Annotated in this window: 22 protein-coding genes; 2 read left to right on the forward strand and 20 right to left on the reverse strand. The window is 28.7% G+C overall.

The features are described 5' to 3' along the window. Nucleotides 1-15: 15 nt before the first annotated feature. Complete coding sequence (locus ACQ3F0_RS01145) at nucleotides 16-375, forward strand: YraN family protein (protein ID WP_428863189.1); 360 nt, start codon at nucleotides 16-18, stop codon at nucleotides 373-375. Nucleotides 376-436: 61 nt separating this feature from the next. Here ACQ3F0_RS01145 and rnhB read toward each other — a convergent pair whose 3' ends face one another. The 20 genes from rnhB to pta all read right to left on the reverse strand — a co-directional run bounded on the left by rnhB (nucleotide 437) and on the right by pta (nucleotide 17,795). Continuing rightward, entirely contained in the window at nucleotides 437-1,243 is an 807-nt protein-coding gene (gene rnhB / locus ACQ3F0_RS01150) for a ribonuclease HII (protein ID WP_428863190.1), read from the reverse strand. A gap of 5 nt (nucleotides 1,244-1,248) precedes the next feature. Beyond that, nucleotides 1,249-2,091 (reverse strand): ribosome biogenesis GTPase YlqF, encoded by an 843-nt coding sequence (gene ylqF, locus ACQ3F0_RS01155; protein ID WP_428863191.1) that lies wholly within the window; start codon nucleotides 2,089-2,091, stop codon nucleotides 1,249-1,251. Between the two features lie 96 nt (nucleotides 2,092-2,187). Further along, the gene (gene rplS, locus ACQ3F0_RS01160) at nucleotides 2,188-2,532 is read right to left on the reverse strand and encodes a 50S ribosomal protein L19 (protein WP_428863192.1); all 345 of its coding nucleotides are present in this window, start codon (nucleotides 2,530-2,532) and stop codon (nucleotides 2,188-2,190) included. Nucleotides 2,533-2,659: 127 nt separating this feature from the next. Then, the gene (trmD, locus tag ACQ3F0_RS01165) at nucleotides 2,660-3,376 is read right to left on the reverse strand and encodes a tRNA (guanosine(37)-N1)-methyltransferase TrmD (RefSeq protein ID WP_428863193.1); all 717 of its coding nucleotides are present in this window, start codon (nucleotides 3,374-3,376) and stop codon (nucleotides 2,660-2,662) included. Then, nucleotides 3,367-3,855: a ribosome maturation factor RimM gene (rimM, locus tag ACQ3F0_RS01170; protein ID WP_428863194.1), complete on the reverse strand. Its 489-nt coding sequence runs from the start codon at nucleotides 3,853-3,855 to the stop codon at nucleotides 3,367-3,369. Before rimM ends, trmD begins: the two co-directional genes overlap by 10 nt. Before the next feature lie 64 nt (nucleotides 3,856-3,919). Next, the gene (locus ACQ3F0_RS01175; protein WP_428863195.1) at nucleotides 3,920-4,147 is read right to left on the reverse strand and encodes a KH domain-containing protein; all 228 of its coding nucleotides are present in this window, start codon (nucleotides 4,145-4,147) and stop codon (nucleotides 3,920-3,922) included. Nucleotides 4,148-4,179: 32 nt separating this feature from the next. Next, nucleotides 4,180-4,422, reverse strand: coding sequence for a 30S ribosomal protein S16 (rpsP, locus tag ACQ3F0_RS01180; RefSeq protein ID WP_428863196.1), 243 nt, complete (start codon nucleotides 4,420-4,422; stop codon nucleotides 4,180-4,182). Between the two features lie 32 nt (nucleotides 4,423-4,454). Next, nucleotides 4,455-5,810 carry a signal recognition particle protein gene (gene ffh / locus ACQ3F0_RS01185; RefSeq protein WP_428863197.1) on the reverse strand — a complete coding sequence of 452 codons (1,356 nt, stop codon included), beginning with the start codon at nucleotides 5,808-5,810 and terminating at the stop codon, nucleotides 4,455-4,457. Nucleotides 5,811-5,820: 10 nt separating this feature from the next. Then, nucleotides 5,821-6,168 (reverse strand): putative DNA-binding protein, encoded by a 348-nt coding sequence (locus ACQ3F0_RS01190; protein WP_428863198.1) that lies wholly within the window; start codon nucleotides 6,166-6,168, stop codon nucleotides 5,821-5,823. 145 nt (nucleotides 6,169-6,313) lie between these two features. Continuing rightward, nucleotides 6,314-7,225 carry a signal recognition particle-docking protein FtsY gene (ftsY, locus tag ACQ3F0_RS01195; protein WP_428863706.1) on the reverse strand — a complete coding sequence of 304 codons (912 nt, stop codon included), beginning with the start codon at nucleotides 7,223-7,225 and terminating at the stop codon, nucleotides 6,314-6,316. A 15-nt stretch (nucleotides 7,226-7,240) separates the two neighbouring features. Further along, entirely contained in the window at nucleotides 7,241-10,801 is a 3,561-nt protein-coding gene (smc, locus tag ACQ3F0_RS01200) for a chromosome segregation protein SMC (protein WP_428863199.1), read from the reverse strand. A gap of 209 nt (nucleotides 10,802-11,010) precedes the next feature. Continuing rightward, complete coding sequence (locus ACQ3F0_RS01205; RefSeq protein WP_428863200.1) at nucleotides 11,011-11,271, reverse strand: stage V sporulation protein S; 261 nt, start codon at nucleotides 11,269-11,271, stop codon at nucleotides 11,011-11,013. Between the two features lie 62 nt (nucleotides 11,272-11,333). Next, the gene (locus ACQ3F0_RS01210; RefSeq protein ID WP_428863201.1) at nucleotides 11,334-12,422 is read right to left on the reverse strand and encodes an elongator complex protein 3; all 1,089 of its coding nucleotides are present in this window, start codon (nucleotides 12,420-12,422) and stop codon (nucleotides 11,334-11,336) included. Continuing rightward, entirely contained in the window at nucleotides 12,415-13,122 is a 708-nt protein-coding gene (gene rnc, locus ACQ3F0_RS01215; RefSeq protein WP_428863202.1) for a ribonuclease III, read from the reverse strand. Before rnc ends, ACQ3F0_RS01210 begins: the two co-directional genes overlap by 8 nt. Nucleotides 13,123-13,275: 153 nt before the next feature. Beyond that, nucleotides 13,276-13,509: an acyl carrier protein gene (gene acpP, locus ACQ3F0_RS01220; protein ID WP_428863203.1), complete on the reverse strand. Its 234-nt coding sequence runs from the start codon at nucleotides 13,507-13,509 to the stop codon at nucleotides 13,276-13,278. Nucleotides 13,510-13,587: 78 nt separating this feature from the next. After that, nucleotides 13,588-14,583, reverse strand: coding sequence for a phosphate acyltransferase PlsX (gene plsX, locus ACQ3F0_RS01225; protein WP_428863204.1), 996 nt, complete (start codon nucleotides 14,581-14,583; stop codon nucleotides 13,588-13,590). 184 nt (nucleotides 14,584-14,767) lie between these two features. After that, nucleotides 14,768-14,950 (reverse strand): 50S ribosomal protein L32, encoded by a 183-nt coding sequence (gene rpmF / locus ACQ3F0_RS01230; RefSeq protein ID WP_428863205.1) that lies wholly within the window; start codon nucleotides 14,948-14,950, stop codon nucleotides 14,768-14,770. A gap of 14 nt (nucleotides 14,951-14,964) precedes the next feature. Then, on the reverse strand, nucleotides 14,965-15,465 hold the full coding sequence (locus tag ACQ3F0_RS01235) for a YceD family protein (RefSeq protein ID WP_428863206.1): 501 nt from the start codon (nucleotides 15,463-15,465) through the stop codon (nucleotides 14,965-14,967). A gap of 108 nt (nucleotides 15,466-15,573) precedes the next feature. Continuing rightward, nucleotides 15,574-16,773: an acetate kinase gene (locus ACQ3F0_RS01240; protein WP_428863207.1), complete on the reverse strand. Its 1,200-nt coding sequence runs from the start codon at nucleotides 16,771-16,773 to the stop codon at nucleotides 15,574-15,576. A gap of 29 nt (nucleotides 16,774-16,802) precedes the next feature. Beyond that, entirely contained in the window at nucleotides 16,803-17,795 is a 993-nt protein-coding gene (pta, locus tag ACQ3F0_RS01245; RefSeq protein ID WP_428863208.1) for a phosphate acetyltransferase, read from the reverse strand. A gap of 226 nt (nucleotides 17,796-18,021) precedes the next feature. Here pta and ACQ3F0_RS01250 point away from each other — a divergent pair, with 226 nt between their 5' ends. Continuing rightward, nucleotides 18,022-19,236 carry a nucleotidyltransferase gene (locus tag ACQ3F0_RS01250; protein ID WP_428863209.1) on the forward strand — a complete coding sequence of 405 codons (1,215 nt, stop codon included), beginning with the start codon at nucleotides 18,022-18,024 and terminating at the stop codon, nucleotides 19,234-19,236. The last annotated feature ends 39 nt before the right edge of the window (nucleotides 19,237-19,275 follow it).

Below are 19,275 nucleotides of genomic sequence, written 5' to 3' on the forward strand. Positions count from 1 at the left end.
GAAAAAGGAGAAAAAATGAAAAAATTAAATAAAGAAATTGGTGATTTAGGCGAAAGATTTGTTTCTGAACTCTTAATAAATAGGAATTATTACATATTTGAAAATAATTTTATTTGTAATATTGGTGAAATTGATATAATTGCAAGAAAAGATGACTATTTATGTTTTATTGAAGTTAAATCAAGGTACAGTTTGAAATATGGAACCCCTTGCGAAGCTATAGATTATTATAAACAAAGAAAAATAAAGAAAATCGCTCAATTTTTCATCATGAAAAATAATCTTCATAATTACATCTATAGATTTGATATAGCAGAAGTGATTTTTAGCGGAAATGGAGATTATATTATAAATTATATTGAAAATGCTTTTTGAAGATATTTTTTTTCAACAAAAAAAGACTGTAACTTTTAAGATTCAACAGTCTTCATAATATCTACTTAACAATGTTTTTTAAAAAACTTTTTCTATGGATTTCTGTTACTCCATATTTTATTATTGAGTCTATATGCTCTTTTGTACCATATCCCACATTTTTTGAGAAAGCATATTCTGGATAGCTCCCATGATACTTTTTCATAAGTCTATCACGATAGACCTTTGCGATAATTGACGCACATGCAATACTAGCACTCTTGCTATCCCCTTTTATTACATGCTCGTTATTTATTGGACAATTTTTAATTTTATATCCATCAGAAAGAACTAAATCAATATTTGTCTTTATACCTGTAACAGCTCTAAGAAGCACTTCATTATTACACCAAGCAATACCCATATGATCAATATCTTTATTATCTAAAGCTACAATATTATAATATAATGCTTTTTCTTTAATAATAGAGTCCAGTTCTTCTCTTGTCTTTTCATTAATTTTTTTAGAATCATTAATCTTCAAAATCAAATCTTTATTTTCTTTAATATCTAAATCTAAAATAACCGCAGCTGATACTATCGGTCCGGCTAAAGGACCTCTACCAACTTCATCCACTCCTGCAATTACCATGTTTTTATCTTGTAAGAAAGCTGTATCAAACTCATACATACTCTTTACTCTAGCAATTTCAGAATTTAAATCATATATGTATTTTTCTACTTTAAAACCTAATTTCTGAACAGCTTTTCTTGAATCACTCTTAAGAGGATTAATTAATTCTTCTATTATAGTAGATTGGTTTTGAATTTCTTTATTAACAATTTCTTTTACTTCATTAACTTTAAGTTTTGAAAACTCATATATCACGAAAATCACGGCCTTTCTAAAGAGATTTTACCTAGTTTTCCTCCTCTAAATTCGTCTAATAGGATTAATGCTATCCTATTATAATCTATATTTTTTCCCGGAAGAATTGCTCCTCTTTTTAATGCCATATTCTCCATATTTGTAAGGGGGTTCTCATCTAATGAATCCAATTTATATCTCTCTTTTAGTCTTTCAGGATAATACTCTTGTAATACTTCAATTAATCTCAAGGCAAGAGTTTCTATATCCATGATTTCATCTTTTATTGCTCCAGTGAATGCTAAATTTAATCCAACAGATTCATCCTCAAATTTTGGCCATAATACTCCAGGGGTATCTAGTAAATCAATTCCTAACTTTGTTTTAATCCATTGATTACTCCTTGTAACCCCAGGTCTATCACCTACCTTTGCCCTAGAATTTTTAGCAATTCTATTAATAAACGATGATTTTCCAACATTAGGTATACCTACAACCATTACACGAATTGTGTAATTGATTAAACCCTTTTTTTTCATCTTATCTAATTTTTCTTTTAATAATTCATTTAATAATGGTTTTATTGAATTCAGTCCCTTACCATTTAAACTATTTCCTGTGGTTACCTTAACATTAGAATTAGATAGTTTTTCAACCCAAAGAGAAGTAACTCTTTCTTCACTAAGGTCAGATTTATTCAAAAGAATAATCCTTGGTTTATCTTTACAAAGATTATCTATATCAGGATTAGCACTAGACTTGGCATTCCTAGCATCTCTAATCTCAATTACTGCATCAACCATTTTTAAACTTTCTTTTATTTTCCTTTTGGTTTTAGCCATATGTCCTGGATACCAATTTATAGACATATAAAACACCCCTCTTTTTTTGTTGTAAGTTATAACTACAAAGCCCTTTGCTCTTTGTACATATTTGTATAAAAAAAAGGACTATTAAGTCCCTTTTTATCTTAATTCTTTAACTTTAGCTGCTTTACCCACTCTATCTCTTAAGTAGAATAATTTAGCTCTTCTTACTTTACCTCTTCTTACAACTTTAACGCCTTCTACTAAAGGTGAGTTGATTGGGAAAGTTCTTTCAACACCTGTACCATAAGCAACTCTTCTTACAGTAAATGTTTCTCTAACTCCACCATTTTGTTTTTTGATAACAGTTCCTTCAAATACTTGAATTCTCTCTTTGTTACCTTCTTTAATTCTTACATCAACTTTAACAGTATCTCCAACATTAAATTGAGGTAATTCTTGCTTTACGTGTTTCTTTTCAATCTCTTTTATTATATCTAACATAGTGCATTCCTCCTTTTAAATATTAACGTTCATTCTCTTCTAAAGGAAGATAGCGGACCGTTCGTACTAGCACAAAGCCTATTATAACACAGTAATCTCGTCTATTCAAGACAATATTTGCTATATATTATTCTTCTTTTAGTAATTTTTTATCTTCTTTAGATAAATGAACTTTTTTGAAAAGATCTATTCTTTTTTCTTTAGTATTTATTAGAGATTTCTTTCTTCTCCACTTTCTAATATTTTCATGATGACCCGATAATAAAACATCCGGCACTCTTTCATTTTCAAATATTTCAGGTCTTGTATATTGAGGATACTCTAGAAGTCCATCATAAAAAGACTCTTCCGTATAACAGTTTTCGTTTTTAAGTACCCCTGGTACAAAACGAAGTATACTGTCTATAACCGGAATACAAGCCATTTCTCCTCCTGTTAATATAAAATCTCCTATAGAAATTTCTAAATCAATATACTTATAAATTCTCTCATCTATACCCTCATAATGACCACATAAAAATACTAATTCTTTTTCATCCGAAAGTTCTTTTGATAAATTTGAATCAAAAGTTTTTCCACGAGGACCCAAAAAAATTATTTTACCCTTATTCCTGGACTTGATGTCTTTAATTGCATCAACTATGGGCTGAGGAGTCAATATCATTCCTGATCCGCCTCCATAAGGATAGTCATCTACTTTGTTATGTTTATTTTTCGAGTAATCTCTTATATTATGCGCATCAATATGTACAAGATTATTTTCCTGAGCTCTTCCGATGATGCTTTTATTAAATATATCAAACATTTCTGGAAACAACGTTAATATATCTATTTTCATTGCCATTTCTCCAAATTTTTAATAATAATTTTCTTTTCTTCAATATTAATATCTAACACAACATCCTTAATTGCTGGTACCATTACTTCTTTTTCGCCTTTTACCCAATACACTTCATTACTTCCAGTGAAAATTACATCAAAAACTTTTCCTAACTGATTTTCATCTTCATCAAATACTTCACACCCAATCAAGTCCGCAACATAAAATGAACCTTCTGGCAATTCTACCGCTTCATCTCTAGAAACTTCAATCATTCGATTTTTGTATTTTTCTGCTTCTTCAATAGAACTTATTCCTTCTATTTTAAGAACAACTCTTCCTGGTTGAATTTTGCAACTTACTACACTCATCATTTTTCCATTAATACGAATTTCTTTAAGCTTTTTGAATCTAGTACTATCATCTGTAAATGGTATTACCTTTACTTCACCTTTCAAACCATGAGTGTTAACAATTTTCCCTATAGTAATGAATTCTTCCATGGCTTATTCTCCTTTTTTAAATGTAATAAAAGAGTTAGGTATCCCTAACTCTTCTTTTAAGTAGTTAAATTATTTCAACAATAACTCTTTTGTTTTCTTTTATTGCTGCCGCTCTAACTACAGTTCTTATAGCTTTCGCAATTCTTCCTTGCTTACCTATAACTTTTCCCATATCATCGGGATCTACTTTTAATTCTAAAATAATGGACTGTTCGCCAACTATTTCATTGACAGCTACCATTTCAGGGTTATCTACTAAAGCTTTAGCAATTACTTCTAGTAAGTCTTTCATTTACTACACCCCCGTAATTTACTTTGCTGTTATTATTCGATTCCTGCTTTTTTGAAAAGCTTTTTAACAACATCAGTTGGTTGTGCACCATTTTTCATCCACTTTGTAGCTTTCTCTTCATCTATTTTAACCTCTTTAGGGTTTGATACTGGATTATAGTACCCAATCTCCTCGATAAATCTACCATCTCTTGGAGATCTTGAATCAGCAACTACTACTCTGTAAAAAGGAGCTTTTTTAGCACCCATTCTTCTTAATCTGATTTTTACTGCCATTTATTTCACCTCCTTCTAAATTAAATATCTATTTACATGAATGGAAGTTTTCCAAACATACCTTTACCAAAACCTTTTTTACTACCACCTTTAAACTGTTTCATCATTTTTTTCATCATTTGATAGTCTTTTAAAAGTTTATTAACATTTTGTACTTTTGTACCAGATCCTTTTGCTATTCTTCTTTTTCTTGAAGCAGAGCTACTAACAATATTCGGATTTCTTCTTTCGGAAATTGTCATTGAATGAATAATCGCTTCAATTTTTTTCATTTCCTTTTCACTTTGACTCAAATCAATACCTTTTAATTGACTCGTATTCATTCCAGGCATCATTTCCAAAAGTTTGTTCATAGGTCCAAGCTTTTTCATTTGAGACATAGAATCAAGAAAATCTTCTAAATCAAACTCAGCTTTCATCATTTTATTACTAAGATTTTTTGCTTTTTCTTCATCAATAGATTCTTGAGCTTTTTCAATAAGGGATAATACATCTCCCATGCCAAGGATTCTTGAAGCCATTCTATCTGGATAGAAAATTTCTAAATCATTCATTTTCTCTCCAATACCTATATATTTTATTGGCTTACCAGTAACAGCTTTAATAGATAGAGCTGCACCACCTCTTGTATCACCATCTAGTTTTGTTAAAACAACACCCGATATATCTAGCAAATTATTAAAACTATCTGAAACATTTACTGCATCTTGCCCTGTCATAGAATCCACAACTAACAGTATTTCATTAGGATTAACCTCACCCTTAATGTTTTTCAATTCATCCATTAAATTTTCATCTATGTGTAATCTACCAGCAGTATCAATAATAACAACATTCAAATTGTTATCTTTAGCATATTGTATAGAAGCCTTTGCAATATTCACAGGATTTTCTTTATCACCCATAGAAAACACAGGAACATCAATTTGCTTACCAACCACTTGCAATTGTTTAATAGCAGCAGGTCTGTATATATCACATGCAACTAGCAATGGATTTTTATTTTGTTTTCTTAGACTTAAAGCAAGTTTACCAGACATTGTTGTCTTTCCAGCCCCTTGAAGTCCCGCCATCATAAAAACAGTAATACCATTATGATTAAATTCAATTTTGCTTTCTGTACTTCCCATCAATTCAGTAAGCTCTTCATTTACAATTTTAACAACTTGCTGTCCAGGCGTTAAGCTTCTCAGAACTTCTTGGCCCATACTCTTTTCGCTTACCTTCTTTATGAAATTTCTTACAATATTATAATTAACATCGGCTTCTAATAATGCCAACTTAACTTCACGCATTGCAGCTTTAATATCTTTTTCAGAAAGCTTTCCTTTTCCTCTTAATTTCTTAAATGTATCTTGAAGTTTCGTAGATAATCCTTCAAATGCCATTTCATGCCTCCTAAAAAAATTCTTTTACAAAATTTTCAATTTCATAGAAAATTTCTTCTCTTTTTATATGAGAATCTATTTTTTTTGCTTTGCAAATTTTATTTAATAAAATTTTCTTATTTTCATTTATACAATTATGTTTCTGCATAAGCTGTAGTTTCTCTTCATAGACATTCAATTGTTTAGTACATCTTTTTATTATATCATATATTGCTTGACGACTAGTTTTTGTTATTTCAGAAATTTCTTTCAAAGAAAGATCTTTATTTATGTACAAGTCCATAACATCATTTTGTTTTTCTGTCAGTAATGTATTGTAGAAATCTAATAAAATTGATATTTCTATTCTTTCATCCATATAATCACCAACCCACGAAGAATATAATACCAAAAACTCAACAGGCTGTCAAGTAAAATTACTTAACACTTATTTTTTTTTCTGATTTAATGAAAATCAACATAAGTTTTTCGAATCTTCATTGTTATTTTTATAATACGCTGTATTAAAATAAAGCTTCCACAAAATCTTTTGCACTAAACTCTTGTAAATCATCAATACTCTCACCTACACCAATCATTTTAACTGGTATATCAAGCAAATGTTTTATTGCTATTACAACTCCACCTTTTGCAGTACCATCAAGTTTTGTAAGTATTATTCCATCAATTAAGCAAACCTCTTTAAACTGTTTCGCCTGCATTAAAGCATTCTGACCAGTTGTACCATCTAAAACAAGATAAGTTTTTTTGTTTGCTTCAGAATACTCTCTCTCAATAATTCTATTAATTTTACCAAGTTCATTCATCAAATTTTTCTTATTATGAAGTCTACCTGCTGTATCACATATCAGAATATCCGCTTTTCTAGCTTTTGCTGATTGAATAGCATCAAATACTACAGCTCCTGGATCTGCTCCCTCGGAATGTTTTATCAGATCAACATTTGCTCTATCTGCCCATACCTGTAATTGATCTATTGCCGCTGCTCTAAATGTATCTGCTGCAGCCAATAGTACTTTGTAGTCTTTCCTCTTCAATTTAGCTGAAATCTTTCCGATAGAAGTTGTTTTTCCAGCACCATTTACGCCTATTATAAATAAAACTTCTGGAGTAGTTTCTGGGTCAATAGAATTTTCCTCTTCTCCAAAAATTTCGACTATAACTTCTTTCAAACAATTATTGATTTGCAAAGGATCTTTTATTCTCTTCTCCCTAACTTTGTTCCTAAGTTTTTCAATTATAAATATTGAAGTATCTACCCCTATATCAGCTGTAATTAAAATTTCTTCCAATTCTTCGTATAAATCTTCGTCTATTGTTACTGCTGAGCTTAGTGCATCAACAACTTTGTTTGTTAGATTATCCTTTGTCTTAGATAACCCACTTTTTAATTTTTCAAAAAACTTACCTATCATCATTTATTCCTCCTTTTAATACTTGTTTAAATCGACTGAAACAATTTTTGATACACCTTTTTCTTCCATAGTAACTCCATAAAGCGCATCACAGGACTCCATGGTCCCTTTTCTATGAGTTATAATTATAAATTGAGTATTATCAGAAAATTTACGTAGAAATTCAGAAAATCTAGCAACATTAGCATCATCTAGTGCAGCTTCTATCTCATCAAGTATACAGAATGGAGATGGTTTCATTTTTTGAATAGCAAATAATAAAGCTATTGCAGAAAGGCCTTTTTCTCCCCCTGACATTAGATTAATATTCTGAAGTTTCTTTCCTGGTGGTTGAACATTAATATCAATATTAGCAGTTAATTCATCACCTTCTCCTAATATCAAGTCTGCATGCCCACCTTTAAACAATTCAACAAAGGTTTCATTAAAGTTATCCCTAAGTTTTCTAAAGTTTTCTCTAAAAACATTTTTCATTTTTTTTGTCATTTCCTCGATAAGTGATTCAATTTCAATTTTTGCATTTAATAAATCTTCCTTTTGATCTTTTAAAAAATTATATTTTTCTAAAAGTTCTTTATATTCTTCAATAGCACCTACATTAACAACACCTAATGCTTTGATTTTAGATTTAAACTCTTTTATCTCTACTCTAAATGATTCTACATTAATATTATCTATTTTATAATCTAATGCTTCAGCAAAAGTCAATCCAATTTCATCATTTAGTTTGCAATATTTTTGCTCTAATTCTATTTCTAATTTTGCACTGTCAACCTTAAGTTTTTGCTCATACTTTATCTTTTGGTTAAGTAAAAGTTGCTTTTCTTCTTTTGCACTTATTAAGGTATTTATTGTGTCTTTTAATTTAATTTTTATAATTTCATTCTTTTTAAATTTATCCTCAAACGTAATTAATTGTTTGTCAATTTCATTAATTTTTATTTGATTTTCAGTAATATCTTTATCGAATACCGTTTTATTATTCATAGAATCATCTATTTCAGTTTTCTTTTTATTCCAATTAGCTGAAATTTCTCTTAAGTCAAATTTAATTCTTGATAATTCATTATTTTTACTTGAAATTATTTCATTGTTTTGCGCTAATTCTATTTTAGAATCCATTAAAAACTCTTTATTTATATCTAATTCAGCTTTCATATTCTTAATTTTTGCTTCAAATTCATTTACTAAAACTTTATCACTGTCAACTTTTAATGAAAGTTCCTCTGCTTTTTCTTCAAAAATCTTAGCATCATCATAGGTTTTTGAAATATTTAAATTGATTGTTGTCATTTCTTTTTTAGCAATAGATAAATCCTTCTTCAATTTATCATTTTCATTTAAGACCGCAATCTTTTTTCCATTAATTTTTGTTATATCAATATTTTTATAATGAATTTTATCTCTTAAATCTAAGCATGAATCATCTAATTCTTTAATAGTATTAATTAATGCCTCTATTTCTTCGTTGAGCTTTGAAACTTTTTCTTTCATTTTATTTTTATTTTCTTTAGTCTCGTCAATTTTTCTTTTTCTTGATATTACATTAAAAGATTTTTTATAAATGCTTCCTCCTGTAAAAGAACCTCCAGCATTAACCACATCACCTTTTAACGTAACAATTTTAAAGGAATACTTATTAATTTTAGCAATACGAGATGCATTTTCTAAGTCATCAACTATAAGAATCCTACCCAATAAATAATCAATTGGAATAGTATATTTTTCATTAAAATTCACAATATCAGATGCAATACCAATAAAGCCTTGGGATTTTTTTGTTTCATTATTTACTATTAATTTTCTTGGTTTAATAGTATTCATAGGTAAAAAAGTTGCTCTTCCAAGTTTCTTACTTTTTAAATATTTAATTAATTCTTTTGCCACATAGTCATTATCAGTAATAATATTAGAAATAGAACTGCCTAAAGCAATTTCAATTGCCGTTTCATATTTTTCATCAGCATCAATAACTTCACCAACTATTTTGCACTTACCAAATGCATCAGGTATTTCATTATTGTCAATAAATTTCATTAATTCTTTAGTTGCTTTATTGTAACCTTCATGATTTTTCTCAAGATCCAACAACATTCTGTAATGAGCTTCCATTTTGTTAAGTTCTTGAGTATATTTTTTGAACTCATTTTGTATATTTGTTAATTCTCTTTTTTTAGAGACAATGTTTTTTTTGTTTTTAGTAATTTCTTCTTCTAATTCTTGTATGGATAAGTTACATTTTTCAACTTCTTTATCTAAAAGTTCTACAGTCTGTATATTAATACTATAGGTGTTTTTATAAGTATCATATGCTTCTTTCATCTCTTCTAACTTAGTTTGATAGTTTGATATATTATTTTTTATTAAATTAATATTATTTTTATATGTAGATATATTTCTTAAATGTTCAATTATTAGATTCTTTTTTTCTTCATATTTTTTTTCACTAGAAGTTATTTCTTCTTCCATACTATATATACTTGAATCATAATTTTTTATAGTATCTTGCATTTTATGTTTTTTGAAGTTTAAATCGTCTATGCTTTTTTCTAATTCAGATTTTGCCTTTGTGCATCTATCTTTTCTATTGATAATTTCTTCAATTTCTACTTTAGTTTTGTTAATAAAACCTTCTAAATTATTTATTTTTTCAGTTTTTAATTTATTATCGTGTACTAATTCTTGTTTTATTTCCTTAATTCTAAAAAAATCTTCTTTATCTGAAACATTTGTATTTTCTATTTCATCTAATTCTTTATTTTTTTCTTTAATTTTTTCCTGTAATTTTTCATTTTCTTTATCAATAATCTCTATTTCATTTTCTTTTTCTGATAATTGATTTTTAGTCTTAATATTCTTTTGTTGGATTTCGTCAATAGTATACACAAGGATATTTATTTCTTTAACCTTAAGTTCTTCAGCTAATTCAAGAAATTTTTGAGCTTTTTCACTTTCTATCTTAAGAGGATCTATTCTTTCCTCATATGTAGTAAAAATATCATCTACTCTTTGCAAATTTTCCATAGTTTTAGTTAATTTCTTTTCAGCATCATTTTTTCTAGTTTTATATTTAACTATACCTGCAGCTTCTTCTACCAGACTTCTTCTCTCTTCAGGTCGTCCGCTTAGAATTGCCTCTATTTTACCTTGTCCTATTATTGAATATCCTTCTTTTCCTACACCTGTATCCATAAACAATTCTTGAATGTCTTTTAATCTACACTTTGTATTATTTATAGAGTACTCACTGTCACCTGATCTATATAGTCTTCTAGAAATTCTTACTTCATTATAGTCAAGTGGTAAACCTTCATCAGCATTATCTAACACTAATGAAACCTGTGCCAATCCTAAAGGCTTTCTAAATTGAGTTCCTGCAAATATAACATCTTCCATTTTCCCACCACGAAGATTTTTTACACTTTGTTCTCCAAGAACCCATTTTACTGAATCTGAAATGTTGCTTTTACCAGAACCGTTTGGTCCTACCACAGCAGTTATTCCTGATTTAAATTCTATATTTGTCTTGTCAGCAAAAGATTTAAAGCCTCTTACTTCAAGTGACTTCAAAAACATATTTCACTCTCCTAAATGCTAATTTAATAAATCAAAAAACTAAATATTGATAATATAAATATTGATAAAATAAATATCAAAGTAAATTGTACAATATTTTTCTTTATTTTACGGTTCATATATATCACCTCATTTTCGTTACTTAATAAGTTTATATTAAAAATAAAAAAATATCAACAAAATAAAAACCGTGCTAAGCACGGTTTTTTTTATCTTGGTTCAACAATAAATTTTATAGCTGTTCTTTCATCACCATTTATATTTATTTGAGAGAATGCCGGAATTGCTATTAAATCTATTCCGTTAGGAGCTACAAATCCTCTTGTGATAGCCAATGCTTTAACTGCTTGATTAACTGCACCTGCACCTACTGCTTGTATTTCAACACTTCCACTTTCTCGTAAAACTGCTGCTAATGCACCTGCTACGGATTTTGGTTGAGATTTTGCTGATACTTTTAATATTTCCATTTTTGTTACCTCCCTACATATTTTACCTTATTTAAAAGAAAATTCTCCATAGGGAATATATTCTATAAATTATGGAAATATCCTTCTTTATATAATTTTTTTATATAATTAATTATCGATATTTTTCTACATATTTTTTCATATTCAAATTTAATATGCCATCTATCTATACAAGTATCTTGTTTTACTATAATTATCTTCTCACTTAGTTTGTTAATAGTATCATAAAAATATTTTTTCTTATTTGAGTATAACTTAGAAATATCTTTATTGTTAACAGTTATAATAACTTCTTCAGCAGCTATTTTATTCACTATATCAATAATAATTCCGTTATATATTTTACTTTCTATAAGTTCACGAATAGATGGATGAAAAGGTCCTGCTATAACTTCCGCATTTTCATTTATTTCTTCCGTTGGTTGTAAACCTATTCTTATGACGTTAATATCATTTGCAATAAGCATTGAATAAACAGTTTTTGTTATTTCTAATGCTTCTTCTAAAGTATATGGAATATACTCTTTTCTTTTAAACATATCTTCCATTGGAGTATTTTTTATTGTAAGAGCCGGATATATTCTACATATATCCGGATTAAGAGAAATAACTTTTTCAGCTGTAGCAATATCCTTAGAATAAGTATCTTTAGGCAACCCTATCATTATTTGAATTCCCAAAGTAAATCCATATTCCTTAATTAATTTAGAAGCATTAGTTACATCACTAACAGAATGTCCTCTCCCAGACTTAAGTAAAACCTCTTCATCCAATGATTGAACTCCAAGTTCAATTACATCTACAGAATAACTTTTCAAGTTGTCTAATATTTCTTTATTTATATAATCTGGTCGTGTAGATAAATGAATTTTGTCTATCATACCCTTTTGCTTATATTTGAATGCTACTTCTAACAACTCGTTTTGTAAATCAAACTCTATCCCAGTAAATGTTCCTCCATAAAAGGAAACTTCAACAATTGCATTTGCTCTTTTTATCGTTTTAAGGTGTTCAATAATAATATTTTCTGCAATGTGAGCATTTATTTTATTTTCTTCTCCAGTTATAGTATCTTGATTACAAAAAACACAATTATGTGGACAACCTTCATGAGCTACAAAAATTGGGATAATATAATGTCTCTTACTCATTTATTTCCTCCAACTTCATTAAAGCTTCTTTAGCTGCATTTTGTTCTGATTCTTTTTTTGAGTATCCTTTTCCTTTACCATAAACAAGTGAATCAACTAAAACTTCAGTAAAAAATATCCTTCTGTGGGGAGGTCCATCATGCTTTACTAAATTATAATTGATGGAAAAATCACCCTTCTTCTGGATAATTTCTTGTAATTTCGTTTTATAATCTGATATGTACTTATCATTATGAACCAAATCGATTATAGTTTGAAAATTTTCTAAAATAAAAGTTCTTGCTTTAGAATATCCTTTATCTATATATACTGCAGCGATTATTGCTTCAACACAATCTGCTAAAATTGAAATTCTAGTTCGTCCACCTGTCATTTCTTCACCTTTAGACATTTGTATATATGATCCTATTCCCCATTCCTTTGAAACATAAAATAATGAATCTCCACAAACAATTAATGCTCTTTTTTTTGTTAAAAATCCTTCTGGCTTATCTTCATACTTTTTAAATAAATATTCTGAAATACATAATTGTAAAACTGAATCACCTAAAAATTCTAATCTTTCATTAAATTGTGTTCCTTTTTTTTCATTTGCATAAGAACTATGTGTTAAAGCAGTGTTTAATAACTCAATGTTCTCAAATTTTAAATTAAGTTTTTTTTCAAGTGCTCTTAAGTGACTTTTTCTCTTTTCATTCATGAACTCACTCCTTATATCATAAATTAAAGTCCCAATAGATATCTCAGCTCAATAATTAATTTATGCATGTACCTTAACTCGTTGGTACATCGAGATTTTGGTACATGCATAAATTAAATTTCGCGGTAGAATCTCTATATATCGGGACTTTAATTATTCTTCTGAATGGTTTGTAATATATTCAACAACATCCTTAATAGTAGACATTTTTTCTGCATTTTCATCAGGGATTTCTACCCCAAACTCATCTTCACAAGCCATTATCAATTCAACGACATCTAAAGAATCTGCTCCCAAGTCTTCTATCAAAGACGTATTCTCTCCTATTGAATCAACACTAATTCCAAGTTGCTCTGCAATCATTTCTGCTACTTTTTCAAATATCATATTTTCACCTCCAATACTAAAAATACTACAATATGATACTATTATATTCCTTTAATTAAGTCAATAATCTTTTAAAAATTATTCCATATTATTTTCTATACTTTTTTTTATTTTATGGACCACATTATTTTCATAGGATATAATTGCTTGCCTTATTGCATTCTTGATAGCTCTAGCATCGGAACTTCCATGAGCCTTTATACATATTCCATCAACACCTAAAAAAGCTGCTCCTCCATATTCTTTATAATCGAAATCTTTTTTAAATTTTTTAAATACTGGTTTTAATAATAGCCCACCAATTTTACCTCTTGTTGTTTTTACAATTTCCTCTTTTAATACGTCAAAAATGTTAAATGCAACACCTTCATAAAGCTTCAAAATTGTATTCCCTGTAAAACCATCACAAACCAAAACGTTAGTCTCTCCTTTAGGGATTTCTCTTGGTTCTACATTTCCTATAAAATTCATTTCACTATTTTTTAATAATTGGTATGTAGCTTTAGTTAATTCATTTCCTTTTTCTTCTTCGGAACCAATATTAACCAAACCTACAGTTGGTTTTTCAATATTTAATACATTTTTAAAATATATTTCTCCCATTCGACCAAATTGCACCAAATTAACTGGTTTGCAATCTGCATTTGCTCCAACATCAATTACCATGAAAGGTGCTTTTTTTGCCGGCATAACTGGCGCTAAAGCCGGTCTTTTTATTCCTTTTATTCTTCCTATTACTAAAGTTGCTCCTGCTAAGAACGCTCCAGTACTACCAGCAGATATTACTGCATCAGCCTCTTTGTTTTTAACCATTGATAATGCTTTATGTATAGAAGACTCTTTTTTTCTTCTAATTGCCATTACAGGGTGTTCATTATTTGTAATAACATCTTTTGCATGGACAATATTTATTCTATCTCTATTATATTCATATTTTGATAATTCTTCTTTCAAAATATCCTCTGGACCAGTAATAGTTATTTCGATATCATTTTCCTTAATTGCTTCAATGCAACCCGCTACTATCTGAACAGGAGCATTATCGCCACCCATTCCATCTACAACAATTTTCATATGCTTACCTCACTTTTTTATTAACTAAATTTTAAATAGTTTTAATAATTACATTAATTACTAATATTAATACATTATCATTAAAAACATAATTTACATATTTATCTTTTTAATGATATTTATATTATAAAATAAAAAATCAAAAATTTAAATAAAAAAAAAGAAAGCCTTCAAGACTTTCCTTTTATTCTTCTACTTTAACAACTTCTTTTCCATTGTAAAAACCACAACTTTTACAGATTCTATGAGCAAGTTTCATTTCATGGCATTGTGGACATTCAACTAATCCAGGAGCACTTAATTTGAAGTTTGAAGCTCTTCTCTGATCTCTTCTAGCTTTTGATGTTTTTCTTTTTGGATGTGCCATCTATTTTCACCTCCTTAGTTATTAGAGAAAAAATCTTTTAATTTTAAAAATCTCGGATCAATGTCATCTTTGATGCAGTTGCATGATGATTTATTAAGATTTTCGCCACATGTTGGGCATAAGCCTAAACAATCAACTTTACATAATTTCTTTATAGGTAAATTGAGAACAATATTATTTTCAACTATACTTGAAAAATCAATTTCATTGTCTTCTAGAATAATAATTTCTTCATTGTCATTTTCTTCGTTTTTAGAAAATTCCTCATGAAAATTAAATTGTAGAAAATAATTAAACTTTTCCAAACATCTTGAACATGTTAATTTTAAATGAGCTTCGATAACTCCTTCAAAAGCAATAATATCGCCAATAACTCTAAATTTCCCAACAAGATTAACTGGCTGTTCATAATCTATAAATTCTTCATCATATGTAAATGCAGTGCAATTAAATGATTTATTGATTGTTTTCTCCATTACTTTCTTAGAAGTCAAATCGGAAATATCAATTATCATATCTACACCTCTATCCGTATAAATGGGCTAATAAATTCCAAGAAAAGAATTCATTAGCCACAACTTATTATAATCAAGATTGGTATGAAAAGTCAAGAATTATTTCAATTATAATTTAGAAACTATTTCTTTTGTGTCTCTAGCAATCATAAGTTCTTCGTTTGTAGGTACAACTAAAACCTTAACTTTTGATTCAGAAGTGGATATTTGAGCCAATTTACCTCTTAAGCCATCGTTTGCTTCTGAATCGAATTCTACTCCTAAGAAAGAAAGTTCGTTAGAGATTGCTTCTCTAGTATCGCAACCATTTTCACCTATACCACCTGTGAATACGATGCAATCTACTCCACCCATAGCAGCAGCATATGATCCTATGTATTTTTTAACTCTATAGTGGAACATATCTAAAGCTAATTGAGCTCTTTCATTTCCATCTGATGCAGCTCCTTCAAGATCTCTAAAGTCAGAACTAATACCAGAAACTCCTAAAACACCAGATTTTTTATTTAAAACAGTATTTGCTTCTTCAGCAGACATACCTAAATCATTTATTAAGAAAGTTACTACAGCTGGGTCAATATCCCCACATCTAGTACCCATAATTAAACCTGCTAATGGAGTGAATCCCATACTCGTATCAACACATTGGCCATTTTTAACTGCAGCTACAGAAGCTCCGTTACCTAAATGACATGTTATGATTTTTAAATCATTAATATCTTTACCTAAAAAGTCTGCAGCTTCTTTTGATACAAACTTGTGAGATGTACCGTGGAATCCATATCCTCTAATCTTATGCTTTTCATACAACTCGTAAGGAATTGCATACATAAATGATTCTTGTGGAATAGTTTGATGGAATGCAGTATCAAAAACACCTACCATTGGTGTTTCTGGCATTAATTCTTTACAAGAATTTATTCCAATTATGTTTGGTGGGTTATGTAATGGAGCTAATTTTACACATTCTTCTAATACATCCATAACATCATTATCAATCAATACAGAACTAGCATATTTTTCGCCGCCATGAACTACTCTATGACCAACTGAAGATATTTCAGACATATCTTTAATTACACCATTATCTGGATCAATTAAAGCTTTCAAAACTAATTCTATAGCTTTTTTATGGTCTTCCATAGGCTCTTGAATTATAAATTTTTCACCGTTTACTTTTTGAGTTAAAATTGATCCCTCAATTCCTATTCTTTCAACAAGACCTACAGCTAATGCTGTTTCATTTGACATATCAATTAACTGATATTTTAAAGATGAACTTCCGCAGTTAATAACTAATACTTTCATAATTTTCCTCCTTAAGGTATTTTATTTTTCTATTTAGCTTGAATAGCAGTAATTGCTACAACATTTACAATATCATCTACACTACAACCTCTAGATAAATCATTTAAAGGTTTTGCAAATCCTTGAGAAACTGGTCCTATTGCTTCAGCATTAGCAAATCTTTGAACAAGCTTATATCCAATATTTCCTGCTTGTAAGTCTGGGAATATTAAAACATTAGCACTTCCTGCAACTTTACTATCAGGAGCTTTTAGAGCTGCCACTTTATTAACTATTGCTGCATCTAATTGTAATTCACCATCTAAATCTAAATCTGGTCTTTGCTCTTTAGCAATTTTTGTAGCTTCCTTAACTTTATCAACTAATTCGTGCTTAGCACTACCCATTGTTGAGAAAGATAACATAGCCACTTTAGGGTCTATTCCACATAAAACTTTTGCTGAATCAGCAGTAGAAGTTGCAATAGAAGCTAATTGCTCAGCATTTGGATTTGGATTAACTGCACAATCACCAAATAGTAATAAACCATTTTCTCCATATTCACAGTTTGGAACTTCCATAACAAAGAAACTAGAAACAATAGATGCTCCAGGAGCTGTTTTTATTATTTGTAATCCTGGTCTTAATAAATCTCCAGTTGAGTGGATTGCTCCAGAAACTAATCCATCTACGTCTCCTACTTTCAACATCATAGTACCGAAGTAAACTGGATCTTTAACAGTACTTAAAGCTTTTTCTTCAGTAACACCTTTGTTTTTTCTCAAGTCATAAAAAAGATTTGCATATTCTTTTGTTTTTTCAGATGTTTCAGGATCAATAATCTTGATTCCATCTAAAACAACATCAAATGCAGCTGCCTTCTCTCTTATTACATTTTCGCTACCTACTAAAACAACATTAGCAATTTTTTCTTCTGTAATAATTCCTGCTGCTTTTAAATTTCTTTCTTCTTCACCTTCAGGTAAAACAATTGTTCTTAAATTTTCTTTTGCTTTTGCTCTAACTAAATCAATAAAACCCATATATATATCTCCTTTCGAAAAACAGTATCATTTATTAAACATAATATAGTATAATTAGTTTGTTACACTATATTATATTTAATACTATATTTAATACTACATAATATAATATACACCGTTTTCATTTATAATTTCAATACATATTTCAATATTTATTCATGAATTAATAATATTTTGAAAATTTAAAATGATCTAGATAATAATTACCAACAGGAGGAACAAAATCATGAAAATTTCTGGTATTATAACAGAATATAACCCAATGCATAATGGTCATCTATATCACATAGAAAAAACAAAAGAAATTACAAATAGCGATGGTATAATTTGCGTTATGAGCGGAAACTTTGTTCAAAGAGGCATACCCGCTATAATGGATAAATGGACTCGAACTAAAATCGCCTTAAACAATGGTGTAGACCTAGTTTTAGAACTACCTGTAATCTACAGTACATCCTCTGCAGAATTTTTCGCATATGGTTCTATTAGTCTTTTAAACAGCTTAAATAATGTTGATAATATAGTTTTCGGAAGTGAATTAGGCTCCGTAGAAACGATTCAAAATATTTCAAATTTATTGACAAATGAGTCTAAGTTATTTAAAGAAAAATTATCAAATTATCTAGTTCAAGGTATTAGTTACCCAAAAGCAAGATCATTAGCTTTTACGGAACTGTACAAAAATCAATTTAAAGAAGATTTATCAAATATAATGAATTCATCAAACAATATTTTAGGAATTGAGTATTGTAAAAGTCTTAATAAATTAAATTCAAAAATTATCCCTCGCACAATAACACGTCAAGGCTCTTCATATAATGAAAAAAGTATAACAGGTTATTATTCAAGTGCAACTTCAATAAGAAATCACCTCTATAATAAAGGTGAAATAGATGATATATCAAACTTTCTTCCTGCCGATACTGTAAAAGAGATGAAAGAATTCCAATTAGAGGGCTGTGATTTTCCATTTGTAGATGATTTTTATAAATATATAAAATATAAATTCCTTTCTTCAAGTGGACGTATTCAAAATTTACCAGATGTATCAGAAGGAATAAATAATAGAATTACAAAAGCACTACATTCAAGCTCTAACTATGAAAATTTAGTAAATAATATAAAATCAAAGCGTTACACACGTACAAGGATCAATAGAATATTATGCCAATATCTTATAGGTTTTGATACCTTTAACACCTCAAAACTTAGAAAAGAAGCTTGTCCTTACGCAAGAATCTTAGGCTTTAATAAAGTAGGAAGAAAAATTCTGAAAAATTTAAAAAATAGTAGTGACATTCCTTTAATAACAAAAGTACCTAGAAAAATTGATAACAATATTTTATCTTTAGATATTCAAGCTACAGGTGTTTATAGCTTGTTTAATAAAAGTATTAAACCTAACTCTGATTATATTAAAAGTCCTATTATTATTGAATAAATCCATACATAATTAAGTCTCCTTCCAATATATTTATAT

It is taken from the genome of Clostridium sediminicola (genome assembly GCF_050402865.1).
Classification (GTDB): Bacteria; Bacillota; Clostridia; order Clostridiales; family Clostridiaceae; genus Clostridium_AF; species Clostridium_AF sediminicola.

Excerpts from the sequence above, each read along its gene's own strand:
- ACQ3F0_RS01145 (WP_428863189.1), top strand. The coding sequence starts at position 16 with ATGAAAAAATTAAATAAAGAAATTGGTGATTTAGGCGAAAGATTTGTT.
- ylqF (WP_428863191.1), bottom strand. The coding sequence starts at position 2,091 with ATGTCTATAAATTGGTATCCAGGACATATGGCTAAAACCAAAAGGAAA.
- rplS (WP_428863192.1), bottom strand. The coding sequence starts at position 2,532 with ATGTTAGATATAATAAAAGAGATTGAAAAGAAACACGTAAAGCAAGAA.
- trmD (WP_428863193.1), bottom strand. The coding sequence starts at position 3,376 with ATGGCAATGAAAATAGATATATTAACGTTGTTTCCAGAAATGTTTGAT.
- rimM (WP_428863194.1), bottom strand. The coding sequence starts at position 3,855 with ATGGAAGAATTCATTACTATAGGGAAAATTGTTAACACTCATGGTTTG.
- ACQ3F0_RS01175 (WP_428863195.1), bottom strand. The coding sequence starts at position 4,147 with ATGAAAGACTTACTAGAAGTAATTGCTAAAGCTTTAGTAGATAACCCT.
- rpsP (WP_428863196.1), bottom strand. The coding sequence starts at position 4,422 with ATGGCAGTAAAAATCAGATTAAGAAGAATGGGTGCTAAAAAAGCTCCT.
- ffh (WP_428863197.1), bottom strand. The coding sequence starts at position 5,810 with ATGGCATTTGAAGGATTATCTACGAAACTTCAAGATACATTTAAGAAA.
- ACQ3F0_RS01190 (WP_428863198.1), bottom strand. The coding sequence starts at position 6,168 with ATGGATGAAAGAATAGAAATATCAATTTTATTAGATTTCTACAATACA.
- ftsY (WP_428863706.1), bottom strand. The coding sequence starts at position 7,225 with ATGATAGGTAAGTTTTTTGAAAAATTAAAAAGTGGGTTATCTAAGACA.
- smc (WP_428863199.1), bottom strand. The coding sequence starts at position 10,801 with ATGTTTTTGAAGTCACTTGAAGTAAGAGGCTTTAAATCTTTTGCTGAC.
- ACQ3F0_RS01205 (WP_428863200.1), bottom strand. The coding sequence starts at position 11,271 with ATGGAAATATTAAAAGTATCAGCAAAATCTCAACCAAAATCCGTAGCA.
- ACQ3F0_RS01210 (WP_428863201.1), bottom strand. The coding sequence starts at position 12,422 with ATGAGTAAGAGACATTATATTATCCCAATTTTTGTAGCTCATGAAGGT.
- rnc (WP_428863202.1), bottom strand. The coding sequence starts at position 13,122 with ATGAATGAAAAGAGAAAAAGTCACTTAAGAGCACTTGAAAAAAAACTT.
- acpP (WP_428863203.1), bottom strand. The coding sequence starts at position 13,509 with ATGATATTTGAAAAAGTAGCAGAAATGATTGCAGAGCAACTTGGAATT.
- plsX (WP_428863204.1), bottom strand. The coding sequence starts at position 14,583 with ATGAAAATTGTTGTAGATGGAATGGGTGGCGATAATGCTCCTGTTCAG.
- rpmF (WP_428863205.1), bottom strand. The coding sequence starts at position 14,950 with ATGGCACATCCAAAAAGAAAAACATCAAAAGCTAGAAGAGATCAGAGA.
- ACQ3F0_RS01235 (WP_428863206.1), bottom strand. The coding sequence starts at position 15,465 with ATGATAATTGATATTTCCGATTTGACTTCTAAGAAAGTAATGGAGAAA.
- ACQ3F0_RS01240 (WP_428863207.1), bottom strand. The coding sequence starts at position 16,773 with ATGAAAGTATTAGTTATTAACTGCGGAAGTTCATCTTTAAAATATCAG.
- pta (WP_428863208.1), bottom strand. The coding sequence starts at position 17,795 with ATGGGTTTTATTGATTTAGTTAGAGCAAAAGCAAAAGAAAATTTAAGA.
- ACQ3F0_RS01250 (WP_428863209.1), top strand. The coding sequence starts at position 18,022 with ATGAAAATTTCTGGTATTATAACAGAATATAACCCAATGCATAATGGT.